The sequence below is a fragment of the Kocuria sp. KSNUG genome (genome assembly GCF_049532735.1).
Lineage (GTDB): Bacteria > Actinomycetota > Actinomycetes > Actinomycetales > Micrococcaceae > Kocuria > Kocuria rhizophila.
Genome location: NZ_CP150981.1, coordinates 546,560 through 569,637, shown reverse-complemented (window position 1 = coordinate 569,637; position 23,078 = coordinate 546,560). Strand labels below are relative to the sequence as shown.

The window sequence follows — 23,078 nt, the reverse complement described above, 5'->3', positions numbered from 1 at the left end:
TCGCGCGGAGCGGACGGCGGGCGGAACGGGAATAAATGCCACCTGACCGGCCGACAGTGAGAACGTTCCTGGCGAAACCCTTGTGAGCCCGGTCACGTCGTGTAATAGTAATAACTCACTATTACAGTTCCGCACGGAAGACCTCCCGCATCGAGGGGCACCGACCACCGGAGACGACATGACCATCAGCAACCACAACGTCCTGGCACCGCGCCGGGGCGCCCGCAAACCCACCGGGCTCGCGTGCGGCGAGCGCCCCACCGAACCCAAGGGACCACTGTTCATCGCGGCCCTCGCCTTCGCGCAGCTGGCCCTCTACGTGGCCCTGCTGGGCCCGGTCATGGTGTCCATGGCCCTGAAGGTCTCCACCCTCACGGACGATCCCACCCAGCGCACCAGCATGGTGGGATCGGTGCTCGGCGTGGGCGCCCTGGCCGCGGTGATCGGCAACGCCCTGTTCGGGCGGCTCTCGGACCGCACGATGTCCCGCTTCGGCCGCCGCCGCCCGTGGCTGATCGGTGGATCCCTCGTGATGGGAGTCGCGCTCGTGGGCATCAGCCAGGCCACGAGCGCCCCGATGCTGGCCGTGGGATGGTTCGTGGCGCAGCTGGGCGCGAACGCCGCGTTCAGCCCGTACATCGCCACGCTCGCGGACCAGCTGCCGCAGGAGCAGTACGCCAAGGTCTCCGCGACCGTGGGCGTGATGCAGAGCGTGGGCGTCCTGGTGAGCACGTGGTTCGCGTCCCTGTTCGCCTCCAACATGCTGCTGCTCTTCGCGGTCCCTGCCGCCGTGGGCGTGGTGGGGCTGTGCCTCTACGCGCTCGTGCTGCCGGACCCGGTGCTCACCCAGCGACCGCCGCGGCTGGACCTCAAGGAGCTGCTGGGCTCCTTCTGGGTCAATCCGTTGCGCCACAAGGACTTCGGGTTTGCGTGGTGGTCCCGCTTCCTCATCATGCTCTCCAGCTTCATGTTCACCTCCTTCCGCCTGCCGTTCGTCACAGACCGCCTGCACATCGCACCCGCCGACGCCGCCGGTGTCGTCTTCCTGGGTGTCCTCACCTACACCGTGGCCCTGGTCCCGGCGAGCTACCTGGCCGGTTGGCTCTCGGACCGCACCGGGCGCCGCAAGCTGCCCGTGGCCCTGGCCACCGCGCTGTTCGCGGTGGGGACCTATCTGCTGCTGCACGTGGAGTCGGTGCCGCAGTTCTACATGGTGGAGGCCCTGCTGGGGATCGCATACGGCATCTACATGAGCGTGGACATGGCGCTCGTGCTGCAGGTGCTGCCCAACCCCGAGGACAACGCCAAGGACCTGGGCGTGTTCAACATGGCCAACGCCATGCCCCAGTCCCTCGCACCCTTCCTGGGTGCGGCGCTGCTCGCCACGAGCGTCACCGCCACCGAACCCAACTACGCCCTGCTCCTGGGTGCGGCGGCCACCGCCGCGCTCGCCGGAGCCGCCGCTGTTCTCCCGATCCGGAAAGTGAAGTAGCCATGACGGACACCATCTCTGCCCCCTCCAGCCCGGTTCACCGGTTCTCGGAGCTCATCGCGTCCCTGACCCTCGAGGACAAGGTCCACCTGCTCACCGGGGAGACTGCGTTCACCCTGCCCGGCAACGGCGCCATCGGTCTGGCGCCCCTCGCCTTCTCGGACGGCCCCACCGGGGTGCGCGGCCTGAAGTTCGTGGGCGGGGACCCCGTGGCACTGTTCCCGAACGCCACCCTGATCTCCGGGGCCTGGGACGACGACGTCGCCGCGCAGGTCGGTCGCATGCTCGCCGAGGAGGCGCAGCGCCAGCACATCCACGTGGTCCTGGGGCCCACCATCAACCTCCACCGCACCCCCCTGGGCGGACGCCTGTTCGAGGCGTACTCCGAGGACCCCTACCTCACCGGGCGCACCGCCACCGCGTACGTGCGCAGCATGCAGGAGCAGGGCATCGCCGCGTGCCTCAAGCACCTGGTGGCCAACGAGTCGGAGACCATGCGCAACTTCATGGACTCCCGGGTCTCCGAGGAGGCGCTGCGCGAGGTCTACCTGCTGCCGTTCGAGATGGCCGCGCAGGACTCCCACGTGTGGTCCATGATGTGCGCGTACAACGACGTCAACGGTGTGGCGGCCAGCGAGCACTCGGGGATCCAGAACGGGATCGTCAAGGGCGAGTGGGACTGGGACGGTCTCATCATGAGCGACTGGTTCGCCACCAAGCGCACCTCGGCCTCCGCGAACGGGGGCATGGACCTGGTGATGCCGGGCCCGGACGGCCCGTGGGGCGAGCGCCTCGTGGCCGCCGTGCGCCGCGGCGAGGTGGCCGAGTCCACCGTGGACGACCACCTCGCCCGGCTGCTGCTGCTCGCCCGGCGCACCGGTGCCCTCACCGAGGGTGGGACGGACCGGGTCTGGCCCGCGGACCTGCCCGCCCCGGACGGGCAGGTCCGCCAGGAGCAGCTGCGGGAGATCGCGGCGCGCGGCATGACAGTGCTGGTCAATGACGGCGTGCTGCCGCTCGCGGAGGGGCCCCTGGCCCTGATCGGCCGGCACGCGGTGGACACCGTGGACATGGGCGGCGGCTCCGCCGCGGTCAACCCGCCGTACCAGGTCACCGTGGCGGAGGGGATGCGCGCGCTGCTCGGTGAGCGCCTCACCGTGGTGGACGGCCCCGAGGTCCGCACCCGGGCGGTCCCGGCGAGCGCGGAGTACGTGAGAGACCCCGCCACGGCCACGCCCGGCATGGAGGTGGCCCTGTTCGCCGCGGACGGCACGGAGCTCTCCCGCTACCACAGCGACTCCGCCGCCATCTCGATCGGCTGGGACGACGACCTCCCGCAGACCCCCACCACCGCTGTGCTGCGCGCCGTGCTGGACAACGCCGCGGGCCCGGTCACCGTGGGTGCCGTGGGTGGTGGCCGCTGGTCCGTGGCGGCCGCAGGCCAGGAGATCTCCGCCGAACTGGGCTTCGCGGGCAACGACCCCGGCGAGACCATGCTGGTCCCGCCGTCCTTCTCCGAGGTGCTCGAGCTCCCGGAGCACGCGACCGTCACGGCCACCCTCCACATGGAGCCGGTGGACTGGTGCGAGGTGCTGCTGGGAAACCCGGCGCTGGACCTCGCCGAGGAGAGCCACCTGCTGGACATGTCCGCCATGGGGCTCACGGCCCTGGTGGCCGCACCCGCACCGCGCCCGGAGGAGGACGTCCTGCGGGACGCGGAGACGGCCGCGCGGGAGGCGGGGACCGCCGTCGTCGTGGTGGGGCTGTCCCCGGAGCAGGAGACGGAGGCCGCGGACAAGACCACGCTGGCTCTGCCCGGCGCGCAGGACGAGCTGGTGCGGCGCGTGGCGGGCGCCGCGGAGAAGACCGTGGTGGTGGTCAACGCGGCCACCCCCGTGCTCATGCCGTGGCTCGAGGACGTGGACGCCGTGGTGGTCGTGGGGCTGCCCGGACAGGAGGGCGGTCACGCGGTGGCCGCGGTGCTCACGGGCGAGCTGGAGCCCACCGGGCGGCTGGCCACCACGTACCCCGCCGCGGACGGCCGGGCACCGGCCTGGAACGTGACACCGGGTGAAGAGCTGGAGCTGAGCTACGACGACGGCGTGTTCATCGGCTACCGCGGCTACTACGAGGGGCACGCGCCGGCCCCGCTGTTCTGGTTCGGCCACGGGCTGGGCTACGCCACGTGGGAGTACGGGGATGTGGACGTCACAGGCACCCCCGAGAACGGTCTGCGCGTGGCCGTGGACGTCACGAACACCGGCGAGCGGGACTCTCGAGAGACCGTGCAGGTCTACCTCCGGCCCGCAGAGTCCGACCAGCCCGTGCGGCTCGTGGGCTACCAGGGCGTGCAGGTCCCGGCCGGGGAGGCAGCGCAGGTGGAGGTCGTCTGCGATCCCCGCCTCTTCCGACGCTGGGACGCGGGCACCGAGGGGTGGCGCGCGCTGGAACCCGGCGGGACGCTTCTGGTGGCCCGCGGCCTGGGGGACGTGCGGGCGCGGCTACCGTTGACCTGAACCCACGGACTCGGCGGGTGCCCGCTCGTGCGAGCACCCGCCGCGCACCGTCCCAGCAAGGAGTGACCATGCCCGCAGGAACCACCACGAGTCGACCGAGCGGCCGCCCCCGCGGCGCGGACACCGCCGCGCGGCGGGAGGACATCCTGGCCGTGGCCTCCGAGCTGTTCTCGGTGGACGGCTACCGCGGCACGTCCATGAGCCGGGTGGCGAAGGCCGCGGGCATCAGCCACACCGGGCTGGTGCACCACTTCCCCACCAAGGACGACCTGCTGGGTGCCGTGATGGACCGCCGCGACGAGCTCGACACCGCCCGGGCGTTCTCCCCCGCGGGTGAGCGGCCCCGGGGCTGGGACTACCTGCACGCCCTCGTGCAGCTGGTGCGCAACAACGAGGAGCACCCCGGTATGGTGCGGCTGTTCACCACCGTCTCCGGTGAGGCCGTGGACCCCGGGCACCCCGCCAGCGCGTGGCTGCGCCGCCACCACGAGACCACCGTGGCGCAGCTCCGCTCAGCCTTCGAGGAGGCCGCCGCCGCGGGTGAGCTGGCCCCGGACGCCCCCGTGGCGGCCATGTGCCGCCTGCTGGTGGCCACCATGGACGGGCTGCAGACCCAGTGGCTCAGCGGCACCGCCCCGGGGATGGCCGACGACCTCGCGTGCCTCGTGGAGACTTTCGAGCACCGCTGGCGCCGCTAACGACGCCGCCCGACCCGACCCCCGCGCGCACCGCGCCTTCCCCGTGAAGACCGGTGCGCGCCGTCGTTCCCGGGGCCTGCACCCGGAGCCCGCAGGCTGGGCCCGAGCCCCCGGATGTGAGGAAACCGTGAGGATCCGCGGGGCACCCGTATGGGTTCCGTGAGGAGGCCTCCCCCGGCAGTGGGCGCGGGCGTCTACTGAGGTTCTGCACCCAGGGAGGGTGCACCGGCCGGCGTCCTGCGGCCGGGGATCTCCGATCGGAGCCAGCAGTGCTTGATGTGGTGTACGTCCTGGGCGTGGTCGCCCTGTTCATGGTCGTGGTGATGGTGGGCAAGGCGGTGGACAAGCTGTGATCGTGCTCAGCGGCATCGCGTTCGTGCTGGGCGTCGCGGCCATCGCGTACCTGGTCTTCGCCCTGGTGAACCCGGAGAGCTTCTGATGGAGTGGGTTCCCTTCCTCGCGTCCCTGGGCACGCTGGTGCTGGCCCTCGCGCTGGCCTACCGGCCCCTGGGCGACTACATGGCGTGGGTGTTCCGGTCCCCCGCGCACTGGGCCCCCGAGCGGGCCGTCTACAAGCTGACCGGCGTGGCCGCGGACCAGGAGCAGTCCTGGCAGGCGTACCTGCGCTCGGTGCTGTACTTCTCCCTGGCCGGTGTCCTGCTGCTGTACGTGCTGCAGCGCACCCAGCAGTGGCTGCCGTTCTCCGTGGGCGGTGAGAACACGGAGCCGGGGGTCGCGTTCAACACGGCCATCTCCTTCGTGACCAACACCAACTGGCAGGCGTACTCGGGGGAGAACCTCGCGTACACCGTCCAGTTCCTGGGCCTGGCGGTGCAGAACTTCGTCTCCGCCGCCACGGGCATCGCGGTGGCCGTGGCCCTGGTGCGCGGCTTCGCGTACCGGCGCAGCGGCACGATCGGCAACTTCTGGGTGGACCTGCTGCGCACCACCGTGCGCGTGCTGCTGCCACTGTCCATCCTGGGCGCGCTGGCCCTGATCGCGGGCGGTGTGGTGCAGAACTTCGACGGCTTCACGGACGTCACCACCGTGGCCGGCGGCACGCAGTCCATCCCGGGCGGGCCCGTGGCCTCCCAGGAGGTCATCAAGGAGCTGGGCACCAACGGCGGCGGCTTCTACAACGCCAACGCCTCCCACCCCTTCGAGAACCCCACCGGGTGGACCAGCCTCTTCGAGTGCTTCCTGATCCTGGTGATCCCGTTCTCCCTGCCCCGCACGTTCGGGCGCCTGGTGGGCGACAACCGCCAGGGCTACGCCATCCTCGCGGTCATGGGCGTGCTGTACCTGGCCTCGGTGTTCGCCCTGGCCGCGTTCGAGTCCGCCGGGCAGGGCACCGCCCCGGAGCTCGCGGGCGGACCCATGGAGGGCAAGGAGGCGCGCTTCGGCATCCCGCAGTCCGTGCTCTTCGCGGCCACCACCACCCTGACCTCCACGGGTGCGGTGAACTCGATGCACGACTCCTACACCGCCCTGGGCGGGATGGTCCCCATGCTCAACATGCTCCTGGGAGAGGTGGCCCCCGGAGGTGTGGGCTCCGGGCTCTACGGAATGCTCGTGATCGCGGTGATCGCCGTCTTCGTCGCCGGGCTGCTCGTGGGCCGCACCCCCGAGTACCTGGGCAAGAAGATCGGCCCGCGCGAGATGAAGCTCGCGAGCCTCTACATCCTGGTGATGCCCGTGCTGGTGCTCGCCGGGGTGGGCCTGAGCTTCGGGATCCCCGCGCTGCGGGACAGCATCGAGAACGAGTCCCTGACCAACACCGGCCCGCACGGGCTCTCCGAGGTGCTCTACGCGTTCGCCTCCGGCGCCAACAACAACGGCTCGGCGTTCGCGGGCCTCACCGCGGACACCCCCTGGCTCACCGCCGCGATCGGCGTGGCCATGCTGTTCGGCCGGTTCATCCCGATCGCCCTGGTGCTCGCCCTGGCCGGTTCCCTCGCGGCGCAGGAGAAGGTCCCGGAGACCGCGGGCACCCTGCCCACGCACCGGCCCTTGTTCGTGGGGCTCACCGCCGGCACCGCGGTCCTGGTGACCGCCCTCGTGTTCTTCCCCGTTCTCACGCTGGGTCCCCTGGCAGAAGGTCTGATGCAGTCATGAGCACCACCGTCACCGAAGCACGCCCCGAGGCCCCCGCGGCCCGCCCGGCCGCACCCCGCAAAACGCTCACGTGGCAGCAGCTGCGCGAGGCCCTGCCCGGTGCCGTGCGCAAGCTCGACCCCCGCACCCAGTGGCACAACCCCGTGATGTTCATCGTGTGGGTGGGAGCCGTGGTCACCACGGTGTTCGCCGTGGCGGAGCTGTTCGCCGGCGGTGCGCAGGACTCCGGCGGCACCCCGGTCCCCGCCACGTTCACGTGGGCGATCGCCGTGTGGCTGTGGCTCACCGTGGTCTTCGCGAACCTCGCGGAGTCCATCGCGGAGGGCCGCGGCAAAGCCCAGGCGCAGACGCTGCGCCAGACCCGCACCAGCACCACCGCCCACCGCGTGCGGGACTACGACGACGCCGCGGACCCGGGTGCCCAGCGGGCCGTCACCGAGGACGCGTCCTCGGCGGACCTCACCCTGGGTGACGTGGTGGTGGTCTCCGCGGGCGAGCTGATCCCCGGGGACGGGGACATCGTGTGGGGCATCGCGAGCGTGGACGAGTCCGCGATCACCGGCGAGTCCGCCCCCGTGGTGCGCGAGTCCGGCGGGGACCGCTCCGCGGTGACCGGCGGCACGCGCGTGCTCTCGGACCGGATCGTCGTGCGGATCACCTCCAAGCCCGGTGAGACGTTCGTGGACCGGATGATCTCCCTGGTGGAGGGCGCCGCCCGCCAGCGCACCCCCAACGAGATCGCCCTGAACATCCTGCTGGCCTCCCTGTCCATCGTGTTCGTGGTGGTCACGCTGACCCTGAACCCGATCGCCTCCTACCCCGCGAGCCCCGCGAGCGTGACCGTGCTGATCGCGCTGCTCGTGTGCCTGATCCCCACGACCATCGGCGCGCTGCTCTCCGCGATCGGGATCGCGGGCATGGACCGGCTCGTGCAGCGCAACGTGCTGGCCATGTCCGGGCGCGCCGTGGAGGCCGCCGGGGACGTGACCACCCTGCTGCTCGACAAGACCGGCACCATCACCTACGGCAACCGCCGCGCCACCGCGTTCGTCCCGCTCACCGGGGTGGCCGAGGAGGAGCTCGTGCACGCCGCGGCGCTCTCCTCGCTGGCGGACCCCACGCCCGAGGGCTCCTCGATCGTGGACCTGGCCCGCGAGCGCGGCGCGAGCCTCGAGCAGGAGGCCGCGGGCGACGTCGTGCCCTTCACAGCGCAGACACGGATGTCCGGGCTGGACCTGCCGGACGGCTCGCAGATCCGCAAGGGCGCGGGCTCCGCGATCGTCGCGTGGCTCTCGGAGGACGGCGCGCAGCCGGACGACGCCGCCCGCGGTGAGCTCCAGGAGCGCGTCACCAAGATCTCCCGCTCGGGCGGCACCCCGCTGGTGGTCGCGCACAAGCGGGCCGACGGCGCGGCGCGCGTGCTCGGCGTGGTGCACCTCAAGGACGTGGTCAAGGAGGGGCTCACCGAGCGCTTCGCGCAGCTGCGCGCCATGGGCATCCGCACCGTGATGGTCACGGGTGACAACCCCCTGACCGCCGCGGCGATCGCGGAGGAGGCCGGCGTGGACGACTACCTCGCGGAGGCCACCCCGGAGCAGAAGCTCGCGTACATCCGCACGGAGCAGGAGGGCGGGAACCTCGTGGCCATGACCGGGGACGGCACCAACGACGCCCCCGCGCTGGCCCAGGCGGACGTGGGCGTGGCCATGAACACCGGCACCTCCGCGGCCAAGGAGGCCGGGAACATGGTGGACCTGGACTCGGACCCCACCAAGCTCATCGACATCGTGGCCATCGGCAAGCAGCTGCTCATCACCCGCGGGGCGCTCACCACGTTCTCGATCGCCAACGACATCGCCAAGTACTTCGCGATCATCCCCGCGATCTTCATCGGGGTGTTCCCGGGGCTCGCGGTGCTCAACGTGATGGGCCTGCACTCGCCGGCCTCCGCGGTGCTCTCCGCCGTGATCTTCAACGCGATCGTGATCGTGTTCCTGGTCCCGCTGGCCCTGCGCGGCGTGAAGTACCGGCCCATGAACGCGTCCAAGACCCTGGGGCGCAACCTCGCGGTCTACGGGCTGGGCGGGATCATCATGCCCTTCCTGGGGATCTGGCTGATCGACCTGGTGGTCCGGTTGATCCCGGGCTTCTGAGCCGGCCCCCACCCCGCACCACAGAGATTTCGAGTCGTCGAGAAAGAAGCGATCGTCATGAGCATTGCCGCACACTCCTCCGGGCGCACCATGTCGGTGGCCGTCCGCACCCTGATCGTGCTCACCCTGCTGCTGGGCGTGGGCTACACCGCGGTGGTCACCGGGCTCGGGTACCTCGCGTTCCCCGAGCAGAGCCACGGGTCCATGATGACGGACGGCAACGGTGAGGTCCGGGGGTCCTCGCTGATCGGTCAGTCCTTCACGGACGCGGACGGCAACCCCCTGCCGCAGTACTTCCAGCCCCGGCCCTCGGCCGCCGGGGACGCGGGGTACGACGCGTCGTCGTCCTCCGGCACCAACTGGGGTCCAGAGAACGAGAACCTGGTGGAGGCCATCACCCAGCGCAAGCAGGCGATCGCGGAGCTCAACGGGGTGCCCGAGTCCGACGTCCCCGCGGACGCCCTGACCGCCTCCTCCTCCGGTCTGGACCCCCACATCAGCGCGCGCTACGCGGACATCCAGGTGGAGCGCGTGGCCCGGGAGCGGGGTCTTCCGGTAGAACAGGTGCGGGAGCTCGTGAGCCAGCACACCAAGAAGCCCGATCTGGGCTACGTGGGTGACCGCGTGGTGAACGTGGCCGAGCTCAACCTGGCACTGGACGAGACGAGGCACTGACATGACCGCACCGGGGCGGCTGAGGGTGCTGCTCGGCGCCGCTCCCGGCGTGGGCAAGACCTACCGGATGCTCGCGGAGGGCAAGGCGCTGCTGGCCGAGGGCAGGGACGTGGTGATCGGCGTCGTGGAGACCCACGGCCGCGCGGCCACCGCCGCCATGACCGAGGGTCTGCCCCAGGTCCCCCGGCTGCGCACCCGCTACCGGGACGTGGAGCTGGAGGAGATGGACGTGGCCGCCGTGCTGGAGCGCGCTCCGGACATCACCCTGGTGGACGAGCTCGCCCACACCAACGCCCCCGGCTCCGCGCACGAGAAGCGCTGGGAGGACGTCCAACAGCTGCTCGCCGCGGGGATCGACGTGATCTCCACGGTGAACGTGCAGCACATCGAGTCCCTCAACGACGTGGTGGAGCGCATCACCGGCGCCGCCCAGCGGGAGACCGTGCCGGACCGGTTCCTGCGCGGCGCGCACCAGATCGAGGTGGTGGACCTGGCGCCCCAGGTGCTGCGGGACCGGCTCGCGGAGGGACTGGTCTACCCGGCCGAGCGCGTGGACGCGGCGCTGTCCCACTACTTCCGGCTGGGCAACCTCACCGCGCTGCGCGAGCTCGCGCTGCTGTGGCTCGCGGACGAGGTGGACCAGGCGCTCATGCACTACCGCCGCGAGCACGACATCGACGGCAAGTGGGAGGCCCGCGAGCGCGTCGTCGTGGCACTGACGGGCGGGCCCGAGGGCGAGACCCTGCTGCGCCGCGGCGCCCGGGTGGCCGCGCGCTCGGCGGGCGGGGACCTGCTGGCCGTGCACGTGATCGCGCAGGACGGCGTGCGCGCCGAGAACCCGGCGGCACTCGCGCAGCAGCGGGCGCTCGTGGAGAAGCTCGGCGGGACCTTCCACCAGGTGGTGGGGGACGACGTCCCCGCGGCCCTCGTGGAGTTCGCTCGCTCGGTCAACGCCACGCAGCTGGTGCTGGGCACCAGCCGCCGCAGCCGGCTCGCGGCGGCCTTCACGGGACCGGGCATCGGGGCCACGGTCACCAAGGAGTCCGGGGAGATCGACGTGCACATGGTCGCCCACGCGCAGGCGGGCGGGCAGTTCACGCTCCCCCCGCTGGGCGGGGCGCTCTCCGCACGACGCCGCGTGCTCGGCTTCCTGGTGGCGCTGCTGGGTGGCCCGGTGCTCACGGTGGCGCTGGCCGGGGTGCGCTCCCCGGACGCCATCACGAGCGACGTGCTGATGTACCAGCTGCTCGTGGTGGTCGTGGCGCTCGTGGGCGGGATCTGGCCCGCGCTGTTCGCGGCGGTGCTCTCCGGGCTCACGCTGGACTACTTCTTCATCGACCCCATCCACACCATCACCATCGCGGATCCCCTGCACCTGCTGGCGCTGATCCTCTACACGGTGATCGCCGCGCTCGTGAGCTTCGTGGTGGACCGCGCGGCCCGCTACACCCGCACCGCCCGCCGGGCCGCCGCGGAGTCAGAACTGATCCAGAGCATCGCGGGCAGCGTGCTGCGGGGTGAGGACGCCGTGCAGGCCCTCGTGGACCGCGCGCACGAGGTGTTCCGCGTTCCGGGGGTGCGCATCATGGCGGGAGACACGGTGGTCGCGAGCGCGGGGGACGTGGCGCCCGGGGACGAGCCCACGGTCATGCCCCTGGACGGCGGCGGTGCCCTGGAGCTGCACGGCGGGCACCTGGCCTCGTCCGAGCGGCGGCTGCTGAGCGTCGTCGCCGTGCAGATGAGCGCGGCCCTGGAGCGGCAGCGGCTGCAGGCGGCAGCCGAGGAGATCGGGCCGATCGCGGCGTCGGACCGGGTGCGCGGTGCGCTGCTGTCCGCGCTGAGCCACGACCTGCGCCGGCCGCTCGCCTCCGCCACGGCGGCGGTGGGCGGGCTGCGCGCGGCCGGGGACTCGCTCACGCCCGAAGACCGGCAGGAGCTCATGGACACCGCGGACGAGAGCCTCACCGCGCTGGCCACCCTGGTCAACGACCTGCTGGACGTGAGCCGCGTGCAGGCGGGCGTGCTGTCCCTGGGCACCACGTCCACGGACCCGGCGGACTCGGTGGCCTCCGCGCTGGACGAGCTGCAGCTGGGGCCCTCCGAGGTGCGCCTGGACCTGGCCCACCACGGCGCCACGGTGCTCGCGGACCCGGTGCTGCTGCAGCGTGCGCTCGTGAACCTGCTGGCCAACGCCGGGCGGCACACCCCCGCGGGCGTTCCGGTCTCGGTCACCACCAGCACGTTCGCGGACCGGCTGGAGATCCGCGTGATCGACCACGGCCCCGGGATCGCCCCCGAGCGCCACGACGAGATGTTCCTGCCGTTCCAGCGGCTCGGGGACACGGACAACACCACGGGCCTGGGGCTCGGTCTGGCGCTCTCGCGTGGTTTCGTGGAGGCCATGCACGGCACACTCACCCCGGAGGACACCCCGGGCGGCGGACTGACCATGGTGGTCTCCCTGCCGCTGGAGACGCTCGGGACGACGCCGCCGCTCGCGGACTCCCCGCCCGAGGCTGCGGTGGCGCGCGGGGCGGGTCGCACGACGGGCGAGCGCGGGGACTCCGCACACACCGCCCGGGTGCGTTCCGACGCCGGGGCGGCTCCGCAGAACGGCTCGACAGATCCGGTGACGGGTTCGCGCGGGGCGGGGACAGCGGCGTCGTCCGCCGGTGCCCGCGGGCAGGAAGGGGTTCACGGTGAAGATCCTCATCGCGGATGACGACCCGCAGATCCTGCGGGCGCTGCGGATCATCCTGGGTGCGAAGGGCTACCGGGTGATCACGGCGGCGAACGGCGCGGAGGCCGTGAGCGCGGCGGTGGACGAGCAGCCGGACATGTTCCTGCTGGACCTGGGGATGCCGCAGCTGGACGGGATCGAGGTGATCCAGGGGATCCGCGGCTGGTCCCAGGCGCCCATCCTGGTGGTCTCCGGGCGCACGGGAGCGGCGGACAAGGTGCAGGCGCTGGACACCGGCGCGGACGACTACATCACCAAGCCGTTCGCGATCGACGAGCTGCTCGCCCGGATCCGCGCGCTGACCCGGCGCATTCCGCAGGAGAAGACCGTGGCGGTCGCGCGGCTGGGGGACGTGACGGTGGACCTGGCCACCCACAGCGTGACCCGCACGGTGGAGGGCGGGGTCAAGCAGATCCGGCTGACGCCCACGGAGTGGCAGGTCATGGAAGTGCTGCTGCGCAACGCGGGCAAGCTGGTGACCCGCCAGACCCTGCTCACCCACGTGTGGGGCACCGAGCACGTGCAGGACAGCGGGTACCTGCGGCTCTACATCTCGCAGCTGCGCAAGAAGCTGGAGGCGGACCCGGGCAACCCCCGGCACATCCTCACGGAGCAGGGTATGGGGTACCGGCTGGTGGGCGCGGAGGTGTGAGCCGGGTCAGACCGCGCTGGATCCCCCCTCGGTCACGCGCCTCTTCTCGAAGGCCCTGCCGATGAGCGGGGCGGTGAGGCCGTGGAGCATCACGGACAGGAACACGAGCATCACCACGGTCTGCACGATCAGGTTGTTCTGCTCCGGGTCCCCCTCCTGGATGGCGAGCAGCGCGAAGACCAGGGAGGCGATCCCGCGCGGGCCCAGCCACGCGACCGTGAGGCGCTCCACCCAGGAAAGGGCGGAGGGCGTCGTCGCCAGGAGGACGGGGACGGCGCGGCCCACGGTGAGGGCGATCAGGACCACCAGGGCCACCCGCCAGTCCGGCCCGGCCTGGAGCACCAGCATGGTGAGCTGACCCATCACGAACCAGATGGGCATGATCGCGAAGGTGGCCACGCTCTCCGTGAACTCCAGGAGCTCGTGGAGCATGTCCCCCGCCAGCGTGCGGAAGACCATGCCCGCGATGAAGGCGGCCACGAAGCCGTTGGCGTGGACCTGCATGCCCAGGGTGTAGGCCAGCAGCGGGGCGGCCAGGGTGACCAGGCGCAGGGCCGGCAGCTCAGCCCAGCCGCGGGTGTGGGAGGCCCTGATGCCAGCTCCCAGGACCGTACCCACGGCGCCGCCCACCACGAGGGCGAGGAACAGGGCGGGGACCAGCTCGTCCAGGGCCGCGAAGGGGTCCTCCACGTGCTCGCCCTGGCCCAGCAGGGCGAGGGCGAAGAGGAACACGGGCGCCACCAGGGCGTCATTGTAGCCGCTCTCCGCGGTCAGCAGGTTGCGGACCCGCAGGGGGATCCGTTCGTCCTTGAGCAGGGAGGAGGCCGGGGCCAGGTCACTGGGTACCAGGATGCACGCGAGCACCAGGTACAGGGACAGCCGCAGCTCAGGGAGGATGACCCCGGCCGCGAAGAACATCACGATCAGGCTGAGCGGCAGCGCCAGGAACAGCACCCTCAGCACCGGTCCTCGCCGGCTGCTGCGCGGGGCGTCCTTGACCTCCAGGGCGTCCAGGAACAGCAGCAGGGACAGCACCACCTCCACGGTGCGCTCCACACCGGGACTCGTGAGCGCGTCGATCAGCGGCTCCGAGGTCTCCCACCCCGCGGCCATACCCAGCAGGATCAGCGCGATGGGTGCGGTCACGTACCAGCGGGTCAGCCGCCCGGACACGAGCGACCACACCACGATGGCTGCCAGGATGACGGAGGCCGTGAGGAACATGGAGGCGGGTCTCCGGATTCGTCGAGGGGCGGACTGTCAGCGGAGGGCGGTCCGGGTGCCTCGGGGTTCGCCCGGGAACATTTTGCCACCTCGCCCGCGGCGCGGAGCGTGCGGCCCGGGGTCACCTGCCGCCGTGCCCGGGGCCCTGCCCAGGCACCCCGGCCCCGAGGCGTGTCAGCCCTGACGCGCCTTCATGCGGGGGTTCTTCTTGTTGATCACGTAGGTCTTCCCGCGGCGGCGGACCACCTGCGAGCCGGGGACCTTCTTGAGGGAGCGGAGGGAGTTGCGGACCTTCACCGGGGTCTCCTTGCGTAGGGGCTTTTGCGAACGGTTCTCAGATTACCATTCGCGGCCACGCCCTGGACGACGACGCCGCACGCGGGCTCCCGGGCGCCACGCACCTGGGCGCGGGGCTCCCGGGCGCGGGGCGGGGAGAGGGGGCCTCGCGGCGTCGTCATCCGCTGTGGTCTGCCGGTGGCGTCAGCGGCGCGGGGCGAGCTCGTCCTCCACGACCCACTTGTGGTTGGTCATGGTCATGCCGTCGGCCTCGTAGTCGACCATGTAGACGGTCTGCGTGGTGGAAGAGGCGATGGTGCCCTTCGCACCCTTCATGCCCTCCATGTGGTCGGCTTCGATGGTGACCTCGGTGCCGTCCGCGAGGCGCTCGGAACCTGCGTCCTGGAGCTCCTCCTGGACCACCCACTTGTGGTCGGTGACCTCGGGCCCGCCGTCTGTGGGGGTGTAGTTCACGGCGTAGGTCACGGTCTTGTAGGCACCCACCACGGTGGCCGGGGCGTCCTTCATGCCCTCCATGTGGTCGGTGGTCAGCGTGACCTGCGTGCCCACGGGGTAGGTGGGGTTCTCCGCGGCGGCAATGCCCTCCGGGGCGGGGCCACCGTCCATGGCGTGCATGTGCTCCTGGCCGTGCTCGTGCCCACCCTGGCTCGCGCTGGGTGAGCCGCTCGCGGGCGACGACGCCGCCTGGCTCGTCGCGCTGTCGCTCGCGCTGGTCTCGTGGCCCTGGTGCGCGGAGTGGTCCGCGGAGTCGGTGCCGGCGGAGCAGGCGGTGGCGGCCACCAGGATGGCGAGACCGGCGAAGGTGAGGGGAAGTCGACGCATGGGAAGGATCCTTTCTGCGGACTCGCCCGGGGTTCGGAGCCCCCGGTGCGAGCGGTTTCTTGCTCGGAACCTGTGGAGGGGGCCAAGGCCCCGCGCTCGTGGGCCCCTACAGCAGGGTGCCGAGGGAGGCGACGAAGCCGCCGAGCATGAACGCGCTGATGCCGTACGCCAGGGGACGGTTGTCCATGGGGCCGCCGCCGGAGGCATGGTGGGTGATGGCGTGGCCCTTGCCGCGGCGCAGCAGGGCCTTGTTCACCGGATACGCCGCGAAGTACGCGATCACGAGGGACAGGGCCATGGAACCCCAGAACAGGGCGTCCAGCAGGCCGGCATCCATGGCGCCGGGGACCAGCCACATGACGAGGTTGTCCACGACCTCCATGGTGAGGATGGAGACGGTGTCCGCGGCAAGCACGAGGCGCAGGGCCTGACCCACGCTGATGCCCGAGCGCAGCAGGGGCAGGGAGGACAGGGCGTAGCCGAACACGAAGGCCAGGGCGATGGCCACGGCGGTGCTCGTGACGTTGCCCCACCCGAACACGGTGGCCAGGATCAGGCCGAGGATCTCACCGATGGAGCAGCCGGTGAGGCAGTGGAGGGTGGCGCTGGCGGCCATGTTGGACATGTCGTGGCCTGGGTGGTCGGAGGTGGTGTGGTCGTGCATGTCGTGACCCGCGTGGAGGTCTGGATGGTGGGTGGAGTGAGAGGTGGCGGGCGTGGTCATGGCATTGAGTGTATACCCTAGGGGGGTATGCAGTCATGTGTGACAGTGCCGACCTGGGTCAGGTTGTGACCGCCTCGTGCCCATGGCTCCAATTCCCAGGGGTCGGGTGAGCGGGCTCCTCATGCACCCGACCCCCTACGCCCTATCGCCTAAGCCGGTAGAGATCCCCCTCGCGAATGACATCGCCACTATCGGACAGCCGACCCAGGGCCTCCAGATAGGCATCAGCGATGCGACTACCAGTCCTCCCATAGCCCATGAGGCGGTTGAGTCGAGCCGTAACCTCGGCGAACGGCAAGGCCCGCGATGACTTCCCGAGCACGAACACCACCGCGTTTTCAATCTCCTGGGGCGGGATGGACGTAATATCACGAGGCGCCCCATCCTCATTTCCCACTCGCACAATATTCCACGTAGCGGAGTCCACACCGCGCGGCCAGTAGCAGGCCACTCCCCCGGCGGTAGTCCTGCGAATGTCCCGCGGCACACACTGGAGGATTTGCTCACGTCGTCGAGAATTAGTCTTTCCAAGCGAGAACCGTGCTGCCACGTTGGATGCCAATTCCTTAGCTAGCAATGGACCTTCTGCCTCAATGACATCTTCTAGCTGTTCAGCCACACGCTGGCGGCTCGTTCGCGACGGTAGGGCGTCCAAGACATTCAAATCCCCGACATGTGGCACGGGTGCGGCCCGGAACGGGCGAACCTCGATCTCTTTTCGCGCGGGATCCATGTCAGTCGGTTCAACGTCGGAATTCAATTCGGGCGCTGGCTGGGGGGAGTCCTGTAGCACCTGGTTCATGACCGACATGACGTGTTTATGGGTGTCATTCACTGAGCGCGCGTCCGTGACGGATTCAAGCTCCTCTCCCGGAGCGAGATGCTGAGTGATGTTGCTGCCCAAGTCGTCGTCACCCCCCATTGACTGGGTGGCCGCCCCTTCATCCTGATGCTCGTCAGCCCGCTGCGACACGGCATTGACTGCTTCTGCGGCGAGGAGGCGCTCCGAGATAACCGTCATGCGATCTCGCGCGTCCTGTATGGCCTGCTCGCGGTTCTGCCACCAGCTGGGTAGCCAGATTTGAATGACATCTGCCCAGCCCATCTGGGTCAGCACCTGCGCGGGCACAGCATCGCGATCTGACACAGTGGAGCGCCGCGCCCAAGCAGGCCCATCGAGCATCAGCGCGAACCACTGGGGCGAGTCCTCCGCACGCACCGCCAGATCCACCCGGAACTTGGACATCCCAAACTCCTCGTAGACCTCGAACCCCGCGTCACGGAACGCCGCTGCAACGTCCTCTCGATGGAGTTCTCGAGTTCGCGCAGCAGAATCCGTCATCGGAGTTTCTGTGTTTTCCCGTGCGAAGAGCAGGTACTCCCTGAGATGCTTCATCCCTTCAGAACTCGTCCGCTGCAAATCGATGTGTTCAGGATCGAAAGAGCTGTAGATTACCACTTCGCGCCGTGCCCGCGTGATCGCCACGTTGAGCCGGCGGTGCCCACCCTGTGCCGACAGAGGCCCGAATTGCAACCGCATTTTCTTGGTTACAGGATCGGGAGAGAACGCCAAAGAGAAGAGGATGACGTCTCGCTCGTCCCCCTGCATGTTCTCCAAGTTTTTCACGATGAGGGCATCCTCGTCCTTAGACAGGGCCTCGCGTACGGCCGGGTTATCCAGCTCCTCCAGGAGATCCTGGATCAACGTCTGCTGCTGCTTGTTAAAGGTCACAACACCAATGGACGTCTCGGGGTCGCTCTCCAGTCGATTGATCACATCGTTCACGATCAATTCAGCTTCCACCCGGTTGGTGCGAGTTGCTTTACGGTCACCGCCATCGAAGTGGCCGTTCACCCTCTTGAGAGTTATTCCAAAACCCGGTCGCGCGAGGGGCGGGGCGGGGAAGGTGGAAAGCTCCCCCTGGTAGTACCGCTGGTTGGAGTAGGCAATGAGCGACTCATCTTGACTGCGGTAGTGCCAAGTGAGCATCTTGCGCTCCAGGTTGGCGCTCACCGCTTCCGACAGAATGGACTCCTGATCGCTAGCGACTACGGCTTCCTGAGATTCAGTGTCATCGTCTTCCGAAGCGCCAGACGCGAACATGGAGGACGGTGGCATTTGCTGGGAGTCGCCGACGACGACCGCGGATTTCGCGCGCCCCAGGGAGCCAATCGCGTCCGCCACCTTGATCTGAGAGGCCTCATCAAAAATAACCATGTCAAAATTCAGCGTCCCCACGGGCAGGTTCTTCGCCACGCTTGAGGGACTCATCAACATGCAGGGCGTGACGTCCAAAATGGCATCCCCTGACGACTCGATGAGTTGGCGAATGGTACCTCCGCGCTTCCGGTCCATCTCACGACGCAACTGCACCTGTGAGGAACTCAACCGAAACTTCTTCAATCCCCTTTGGCGAAGGAGACGAGACGGGAGCTCGGTCCGGAGCTCCGATCGCACTCGGTCATTGAGGGCCTTGTATTCGTCAACCCTTCGCGATCGCTCCCGGGGGTCGAACTGGAGGAGGTCCATATCGTCCAACCGATCAGCCAGCTGTTCTCGCGCTATCCGCAGCCGGAGGCGCGCAGCTAACTCGTCCGCGGGGACGGAGCCGCTGGCCAACCCTTCGGAAAGATCCGTGAGCCCACAAGCTGCCAGGGCGCGCACGGATTCCAGCGCACGTTGGTACCGCCGGAGACCAGCGGTGCGGTCACGCTCCGCCTGATCACGCCAGCCCTCGCTACTTCGGTCAATGACAGACAGCAGGTCATTACTTCCCTGCCATTGGGCCAGTGACTCGGTGTCTGCATTCAGCGCTCGGAGCATGTCTTGCCATGCGTTGGTGTAGCCCGCCATATCCAGGGCCATTGCACCGTTCTCGAAGGACGCGATGTCACTATCCGAGAACACTCGCCGGATGCTACGCACAAGCCGGGCACGTTGAAGGACATCTTCCGGCAGACCAACTTGACGGGGATCTCGGATCGTCCATCCCGCTCTGCCGGGCAGCAGCCGTTCCGCATCCATGTCGATCTTCTGAGCCCGCTCTTGTGCCCAGCTCAAGTGATTGAGGAAGACTTTTGCATCCGCTGTCAGGTGGAGCGCCGTCGGCAAGACCATGCCTTCCACCTGTTGCTGGATCTCACCCAGCGCTCGTTTGCCGCCGAATAGCTTCTTCTGGGCATCCCGGATCTGGCGTTGCAGGTCATCTGTATTGACCCCCCAGGTTTGCGGGCGCAGAGCGGCAGCAAAGTCTCCAAGCTCGTGGACGAACTGCCGGACGTCAGCCAGAAGCAAGTCCATGGAGGCTTCCCAGTCAGGGACGCGTTGAGTCACTTCCCGATAATCTGCCACTGGCATATGACGGCCGACGCGAACATCCTGGAGCCAATCGGCAAGCAGCGTCCACGACGCAGGGTCCGGATAGCGGCGGAAGAGTGCCTTACCCTGCTCTCCCAACCGGTCATGCTGCGCCAAAAATTCTCGGACATAGTGCATGGCGGTGGGGCCGTCGGGTTCCTCAGTGACGGCGCTAGCGACAGGGCCAGCGATCCGCCAAGGATCGTCGGCCATTCGATGAGGGCCCAAGGCCTTGAGCGCCTTCTCCGCACGACCAGCGATGGCCGCGACCCGCTCCGCCTCTGTCGCGTCGCGAATCAGGCGCGGTGGGACGGTGATGTTCTCCATCTCAGACCCGCCCCCGAGCTGCGCGCTCTGATGCACTAGCCCCAAGAAATCCTGGTGTGCTTGCCACACCGACAACGCACGGTCGGAACTGCCGTGCAGCTTCTGGGGATAGGCCGCCAGGGACTCGATGGACCTCCGGAAATCTTGTTTAAGGGCTCTGAAGGCGGCACTGTTGCCCTGCGCCTCCGCCTCCCAGGATTCGAGCAGTTGGCGCCGGACATCCCCCACAGTCTGGCTCCGGCCGTGGACTTGAAGGGTCAGAGGGGCGAGCCCCACTCGATCGAGTCGAGTACGCACGACTTCCAGGGCCGCCTGCTTCTCAGCTACAAAGAGGACCTTTTTCCCCTTATCAAGGCTGTTGGCAATCATGTTGGTGATCGTCTGGGATTTACCCGTTCCCGGAGGGCCTTCCAGTACGAAAGTTCGTCCTGCGCTGGCCCAGGCGATTGCCTCAAGCTGAGAGCCATCCACCGGCACAGGAAGGACCGCATCAGCTTCCAGGAGTTCGGTCACCGTCGGGGCGGGGACCGGGTCCTCGAAGTTCTCGAGGGGCGACTCCACGAGGTGCTTGACCACGGGATTCCCCAGGAATTCCTCCCAATGCTCCCCGAGATCTCGCCACATCTCTACAGTGGCGAACTGCAGGATAGCCAGACGAACATCCGGCTTAACGTGGAAGGCCACTTTCTCTACTGCCAATGCGGTGCGGATTTCGCGCAGCACCCGCGGGATGTCGATGCCGTGCGCATCCTCAGGGGGCTCCGCCAAGACGGGGATACTCAGGTTGAATTCCGCCCGGAGTTTTTCGATGAGACACCAGTTGGGCTCGGCCTTCGCTCCTTCGTCGATCGATAGCCGATACTTTTGTTTTTTCCCACCCTCCAATCGCACGGGGAGTAGGAATAATGGCGCAAGTGCTTGCTGATCCGTAGCAGTCTTCCAGGCCAGCGCTCCCAGGGTGACGAACAAGTTGTTGGCACCGGATTCATCAAGAGCTAGCTTGGCATCCCGGCGCAACCTATCCAAGCGCGACGAATAACTCGAAACGGAGACGTTCGCGTACAGGGTCTTCTCCGCGATGAGAATGCGATCAAGGGCGTCATCGCCCAGTTCACGCGCCGTCTGATGCCCGGCGGCAGTTGCCAGTTCCGCGATGTCATCATGGGCCCGCACCGTGAACCGCTGCCCCGCGGCCAGCATGTCCTCCAAGCGTGCAAGGGAGCGCTCGGCAACCGCCAGGGACATAGCCCGGCTTGGTAGCTTGAGCAACGGGTTCCGCAGAGAGAGGTCCAGCAGCGAATGCCGCCACGAGCGGATCCTCGGCGGGAAGTTCTTCTCCTCAGACTCTCTGTAGGAGGCCGGTTCCACGGCCTCCTCGTGAACGCTCAACGGAATGGGGGTAGGCGCTGGGCGCTCCTCGACCAGCTCCACGACCTCTCCCGCGCTATTGGTGCGAATGCGGGGCAACGGCTTCACCCGGCGGTGGGCGGCGGCGATATCCAGCACGTGATCGATCTCGCCATCAAAGTGTGCTTCCGTCGCTCGTTGGGCGTCGCTCCATGAGCTCTTGCCCGTAACTGCCGTCATCTCTACAGGAACGAGCAATCCACTGTGCACAACGTTGTCGATCATGCCCCGATCCGCCAGGGCGAGCTCTGCGAGCTGGATGTCCTCGGTCAGGAACCCAGCGAAGGCATGTCCCGGTGCTTGCACGATCACGGGATTCAAGCCCGCCTGTTCCAGGGCCGCCGCATACAGGACGCTGAGGTCCAAGCAGGTTCCCATCCGGTCTTCAACCACCTCGTCGACTCGACGGATCTTCTGCCCCGTGGTTTCGAAGGACGCAGGCGGGTTGACGTAGCTGAGCTCCAGCTCCTGGACGGCCCGAAAGATCGCTTCCGCGATAAGCCGTGCCCTATCAGCGCCCGACTGGTATCCCTCGAGTGATGACGAGCCCGTAGCGTCTCGCAGAATTTCGCTGGCGCGGTTCATGAGCGGTACGAGCGCCTTGCTGTTCGGCGTCACGAAGGCCGCCAGCAGCTCGGGGATGGAGCGTGCGTACCACTCGTTGTGAGCCAGCAAAGCCACCGGGCGGGTGTGGGTGTGCCGGTGGCCGTCGATGACCACATTGATTCGTAGGCTGGTCTGGGTTGCCTCGTCGATGTCGGCAAATTGTCGGGCGGGCATGTACCACGCGAGGTAAGAGCTGTCTCGTTCCTGCAGCTCATACTCCCGGTCTTCTCGAACCGCCGGGAGGGAGATGGGCTTGAGGCGAAGCGGGTCCGCAGTCACGGTATGGTGATCGTCTCCCAAGGTCACAACGATCTCATCTACCGAATGTGATGCGGTCTGGTCCGTGTGACCGGCAAGAATTTGAACCACGGGGCTCACGTTGTTGTGGGCCAGGGCAAAATTGATTGCCTCTCGGTATCGGACCTCAACCTTGACGGGCCCCTGCTCGAAGTGGGCGGTCTGACAGCCTGGCTGAACATCCCGGTAGGGATCCAGGTCCTCGTTCAAACGCTCTTCGGGCGTCTGGTATCCGTTGTCTGCTGGCTCCCCATCATGCTCGGGGGGTTGCTGCCCACCACGTTCCTCATCATGGTGAGACGAGGAGGCCCCGGGGGCGAAATCGCCTGATGTAGAAGCGGTACCCTCATTCTCCGGATCTGCCGCCTCGGCTGTCGCGGGGGGCGCTATGGGTTCGGCCGCTGGATCGATCGTTGGCCTAATCGCAGGCTCCACGGGCCGCACGAGGTCTTCGGATGTTGTCGGGAGGGGTTCAAGTCCAGCCAGGAGTTCTTCATATTCGAAAGTTCGCCCGTCGGCAAGTTCCGCAATCCGCCGAGAAGCTTTGTCGGCGTCCACGACATCGAGAATGAGCTCCATTGCTTCCAGGCCAGCGATCACAGTGCTGGAGGACATGCTCGTATTGGCCGAGTTGGCGAGGTTAAGGACACGAAGGGCTTCGGTGGCCCATCCGATGTCCGTTCGGTCGAAGAGCCCGTTAAATCGTTCGGAGTGGAAGATGATTGTCTTGAGAATTACCCGCGGGTCATTCAAGGCATATTCCGCATTATGCCGACCAAGTCTCTGAAAGTCAGCACGCGAAATGAGCTCTATCCAGGATTCTGGATCGCCCGGCACAGGGGCATGATCCTCCACCAGCGGACGCAGGGTGTGGGCAAGGACCGCACCGCCTTGGAGGGCAGTTTCGTAGGTTTGAGGAGTGCGCATGGGGGGATCGCCTTCGCAAATTAAGTTGTTGAGGTTGAAACTATCAGC

The 23,078-nt window shown here is 68.3% G+C and carries 14 protein-coding genes; 9 read left to right on the top strand and 5 right to left on the bottom strand.

Annotated features, from left to right (window positions below; genetic code table 11):
- Positions 1 to 178: 178 nt before the first annotated feature.
- The 9 genes from AABM36_RS02445 to AABM36_RS02405 all read left to right on the top strand — a co-directional run bounded on the left by AABM36_RS02445 (position 179) and on the right by AABM36_RS02405 (position 13,041).
- Complete coding sequence (locus AABM36_RS02445; RefSeq protein ID WP_423447182.1) at positions 179 to 1,492, top strand: MFS transporter; 1,314 nt, start codon at positions 179 to 181, stop codon at positions 1,490 to 1,492.
- Positions 1,493 to 1,494: 2 nt separating this feature from the next.
- A complete protein-coding gene (locus AABM36_RS02440; RefSeq protein WP_423447180.1) occupies positions 1,495 to 4,008 on the top strand; it encodes a beta-glucosidase family protein in 2,514 nt (837 codons plus the stop codon).
- 68 nt (positions 4,009 to 4,076) lie between these two features.
- A complete protein-coding gene (locus AABM36_RS02435) occupies positions 4,077 to 4,706 on the top strand; it encodes a TetR/AcrR family transcriptional regulator (protein WP_423447178.1) in 630 nt (209 codons plus the stop codon).
- A 349-nt stretch (positions 4,707 to 5,055) separates the two neighbouring features.
- The gene (locus AABM36_RS02430) at positions 5,056 to 5,145 is read left to right on the top strand and encodes a potassium-transporting ATPase subunit F (protein ID WP_065118165.1); all 90 of its coding nucleotides are present in this window, start codon (positions 5,056 to 5,058) and stop codon (positions 5,143 to 5,145) included.
- Complete coding sequence (gene kdpA, locus AABM36_RS02425) at positions 5,145 to 6,821, top strand: potassium-transporting ATPase subunit KdpA (RefSeq protein WP_423447176.1); 1,677 nt, start codon at positions 5,145 to 5,147, stop codon at positions 6,819 to 6,821. The genes AABM36_RS02430 and kdpA overlap by 1 nt, the downstream gene beginning before the upstream one ends.
- Positions 6,818 to 8,974, top strand: coding sequence for a potassium-transporting ATPase subunit KdpB (kdpB, locus tag AABM36_RS02420; protein ID WP_423447174.1), 2,157 nt, complete (start codon positions 6,818 to 6,820; stop codon positions 8,972 to 8,974). The genes kdpA and kdpB overlap by 4 nt, the downstream gene beginning before the upstream one ends.
- Positions 8,975 to 9,031: 57 nt before the next feature.
- Positions 9,032 to 9,649 carry a potassium-transporting ATPase subunit KdpC gene (kdpC, locus tag AABM36_RS02415; RefSeq protein ID WP_059281275.1) on the top strand — a complete coding sequence of 206 codons (618 nt, stop codon included), beginning with the start codon at positions 9,032 to 9,034 and terminating at the stop codon, positions 9,647 to 9,649.
- A gap of 1 nt (position 9,650) precedes the next feature.
- Positions 9,651 to 12,371, top strand: a complete 2,721-nt coding sequence (locus AABM36_RS02410) for an ATP-binding protein (protein ID WP_423447171.1) — start codon at positions 9,651 to 9,653, stop codon at positions 12,369 to 12,371.
- Positions 12,349 to 13,041, top strand: coding sequence for a response regulator (locus tag AABM36_RS02405; protein ID WP_423447170.1), 693 nt, complete (start codon positions 12,349 to 12,351; stop codon positions 13,039 to 13,041). The genes AABM36_RS02410 and AABM36_RS02405 overlap by 23 nt, the downstream gene beginning before the upstream one ends.
- Positions 13,042 to 13,047: 6 nt before the next feature.
- On the opposite strand, the gene AABM36_RS02400 is transcribed toward AABM36_RS02405, so the two are convergent.
- The 5 genes from AABM36_RS02400 to AABM36_RS02380 form a co-directional block, all read right to left on the bottom strand.
- Positions 13,048 to 14,265, bottom strand: a complete 1,218-nt coding sequence (locus tag AABM36_RS02400; RefSeq protein WP_423447168.1) for a cation:proton antiporter — start codon at positions 14,263 to 14,265, stop codon at positions 13,048 to 13,050.
- 174 nt (positions 14,266 to 14,439) lie between these two features.
- The gene (ykgO, locus tag AABM36_RS02395) at positions 14,440 to 14,562 is read right to left on the bottom strand and encodes a type B 50S ribosomal protein L36 (RefSeq protein ID WP_055085155.1); all 123 of its coding nucleotides are present in this window, start codon (positions 14,560 to 14,562) and stop codon (positions 14,440 to 14,442) included.
- Positions 14,563 to 14,745: 183 nt separating this feature from the next.
- Entirely contained in the window at positions 14,746 to 15,384 is a 639-nt protein-coding gene (locus AABM36_RS02390) for a YdhK family protein (protein WP_423447166.1), read from the bottom strand.
- 106 nt (positions 15,385 to 15,490) lie between these two features.
- A complete protein-coding gene (locus AABM36_RS02385) occupies positions 15,491 to 16,108 on the bottom strand; it encodes a DUF4396 domain-containing protein (RefSeq protein WP_423447164.1) in 618 nt (205 codons plus the stop codon).
- A gap of 142 nt (positions 16,109 to 16,250) precedes the next feature.
- Positions 16,251 to 23,030, bottom strand: a complete 6,780-nt coding sequence (locus AABM36_RS02380; RefSeq protein ID WP_423447162.1) for a DUF3320 domain-containing protein — start codon at positions 23,028 to 23,030, stop codon at positions 16,251 to 16,253.
- Positions 23,031 to 23,078: the final 48 nt, after the last annotated feature.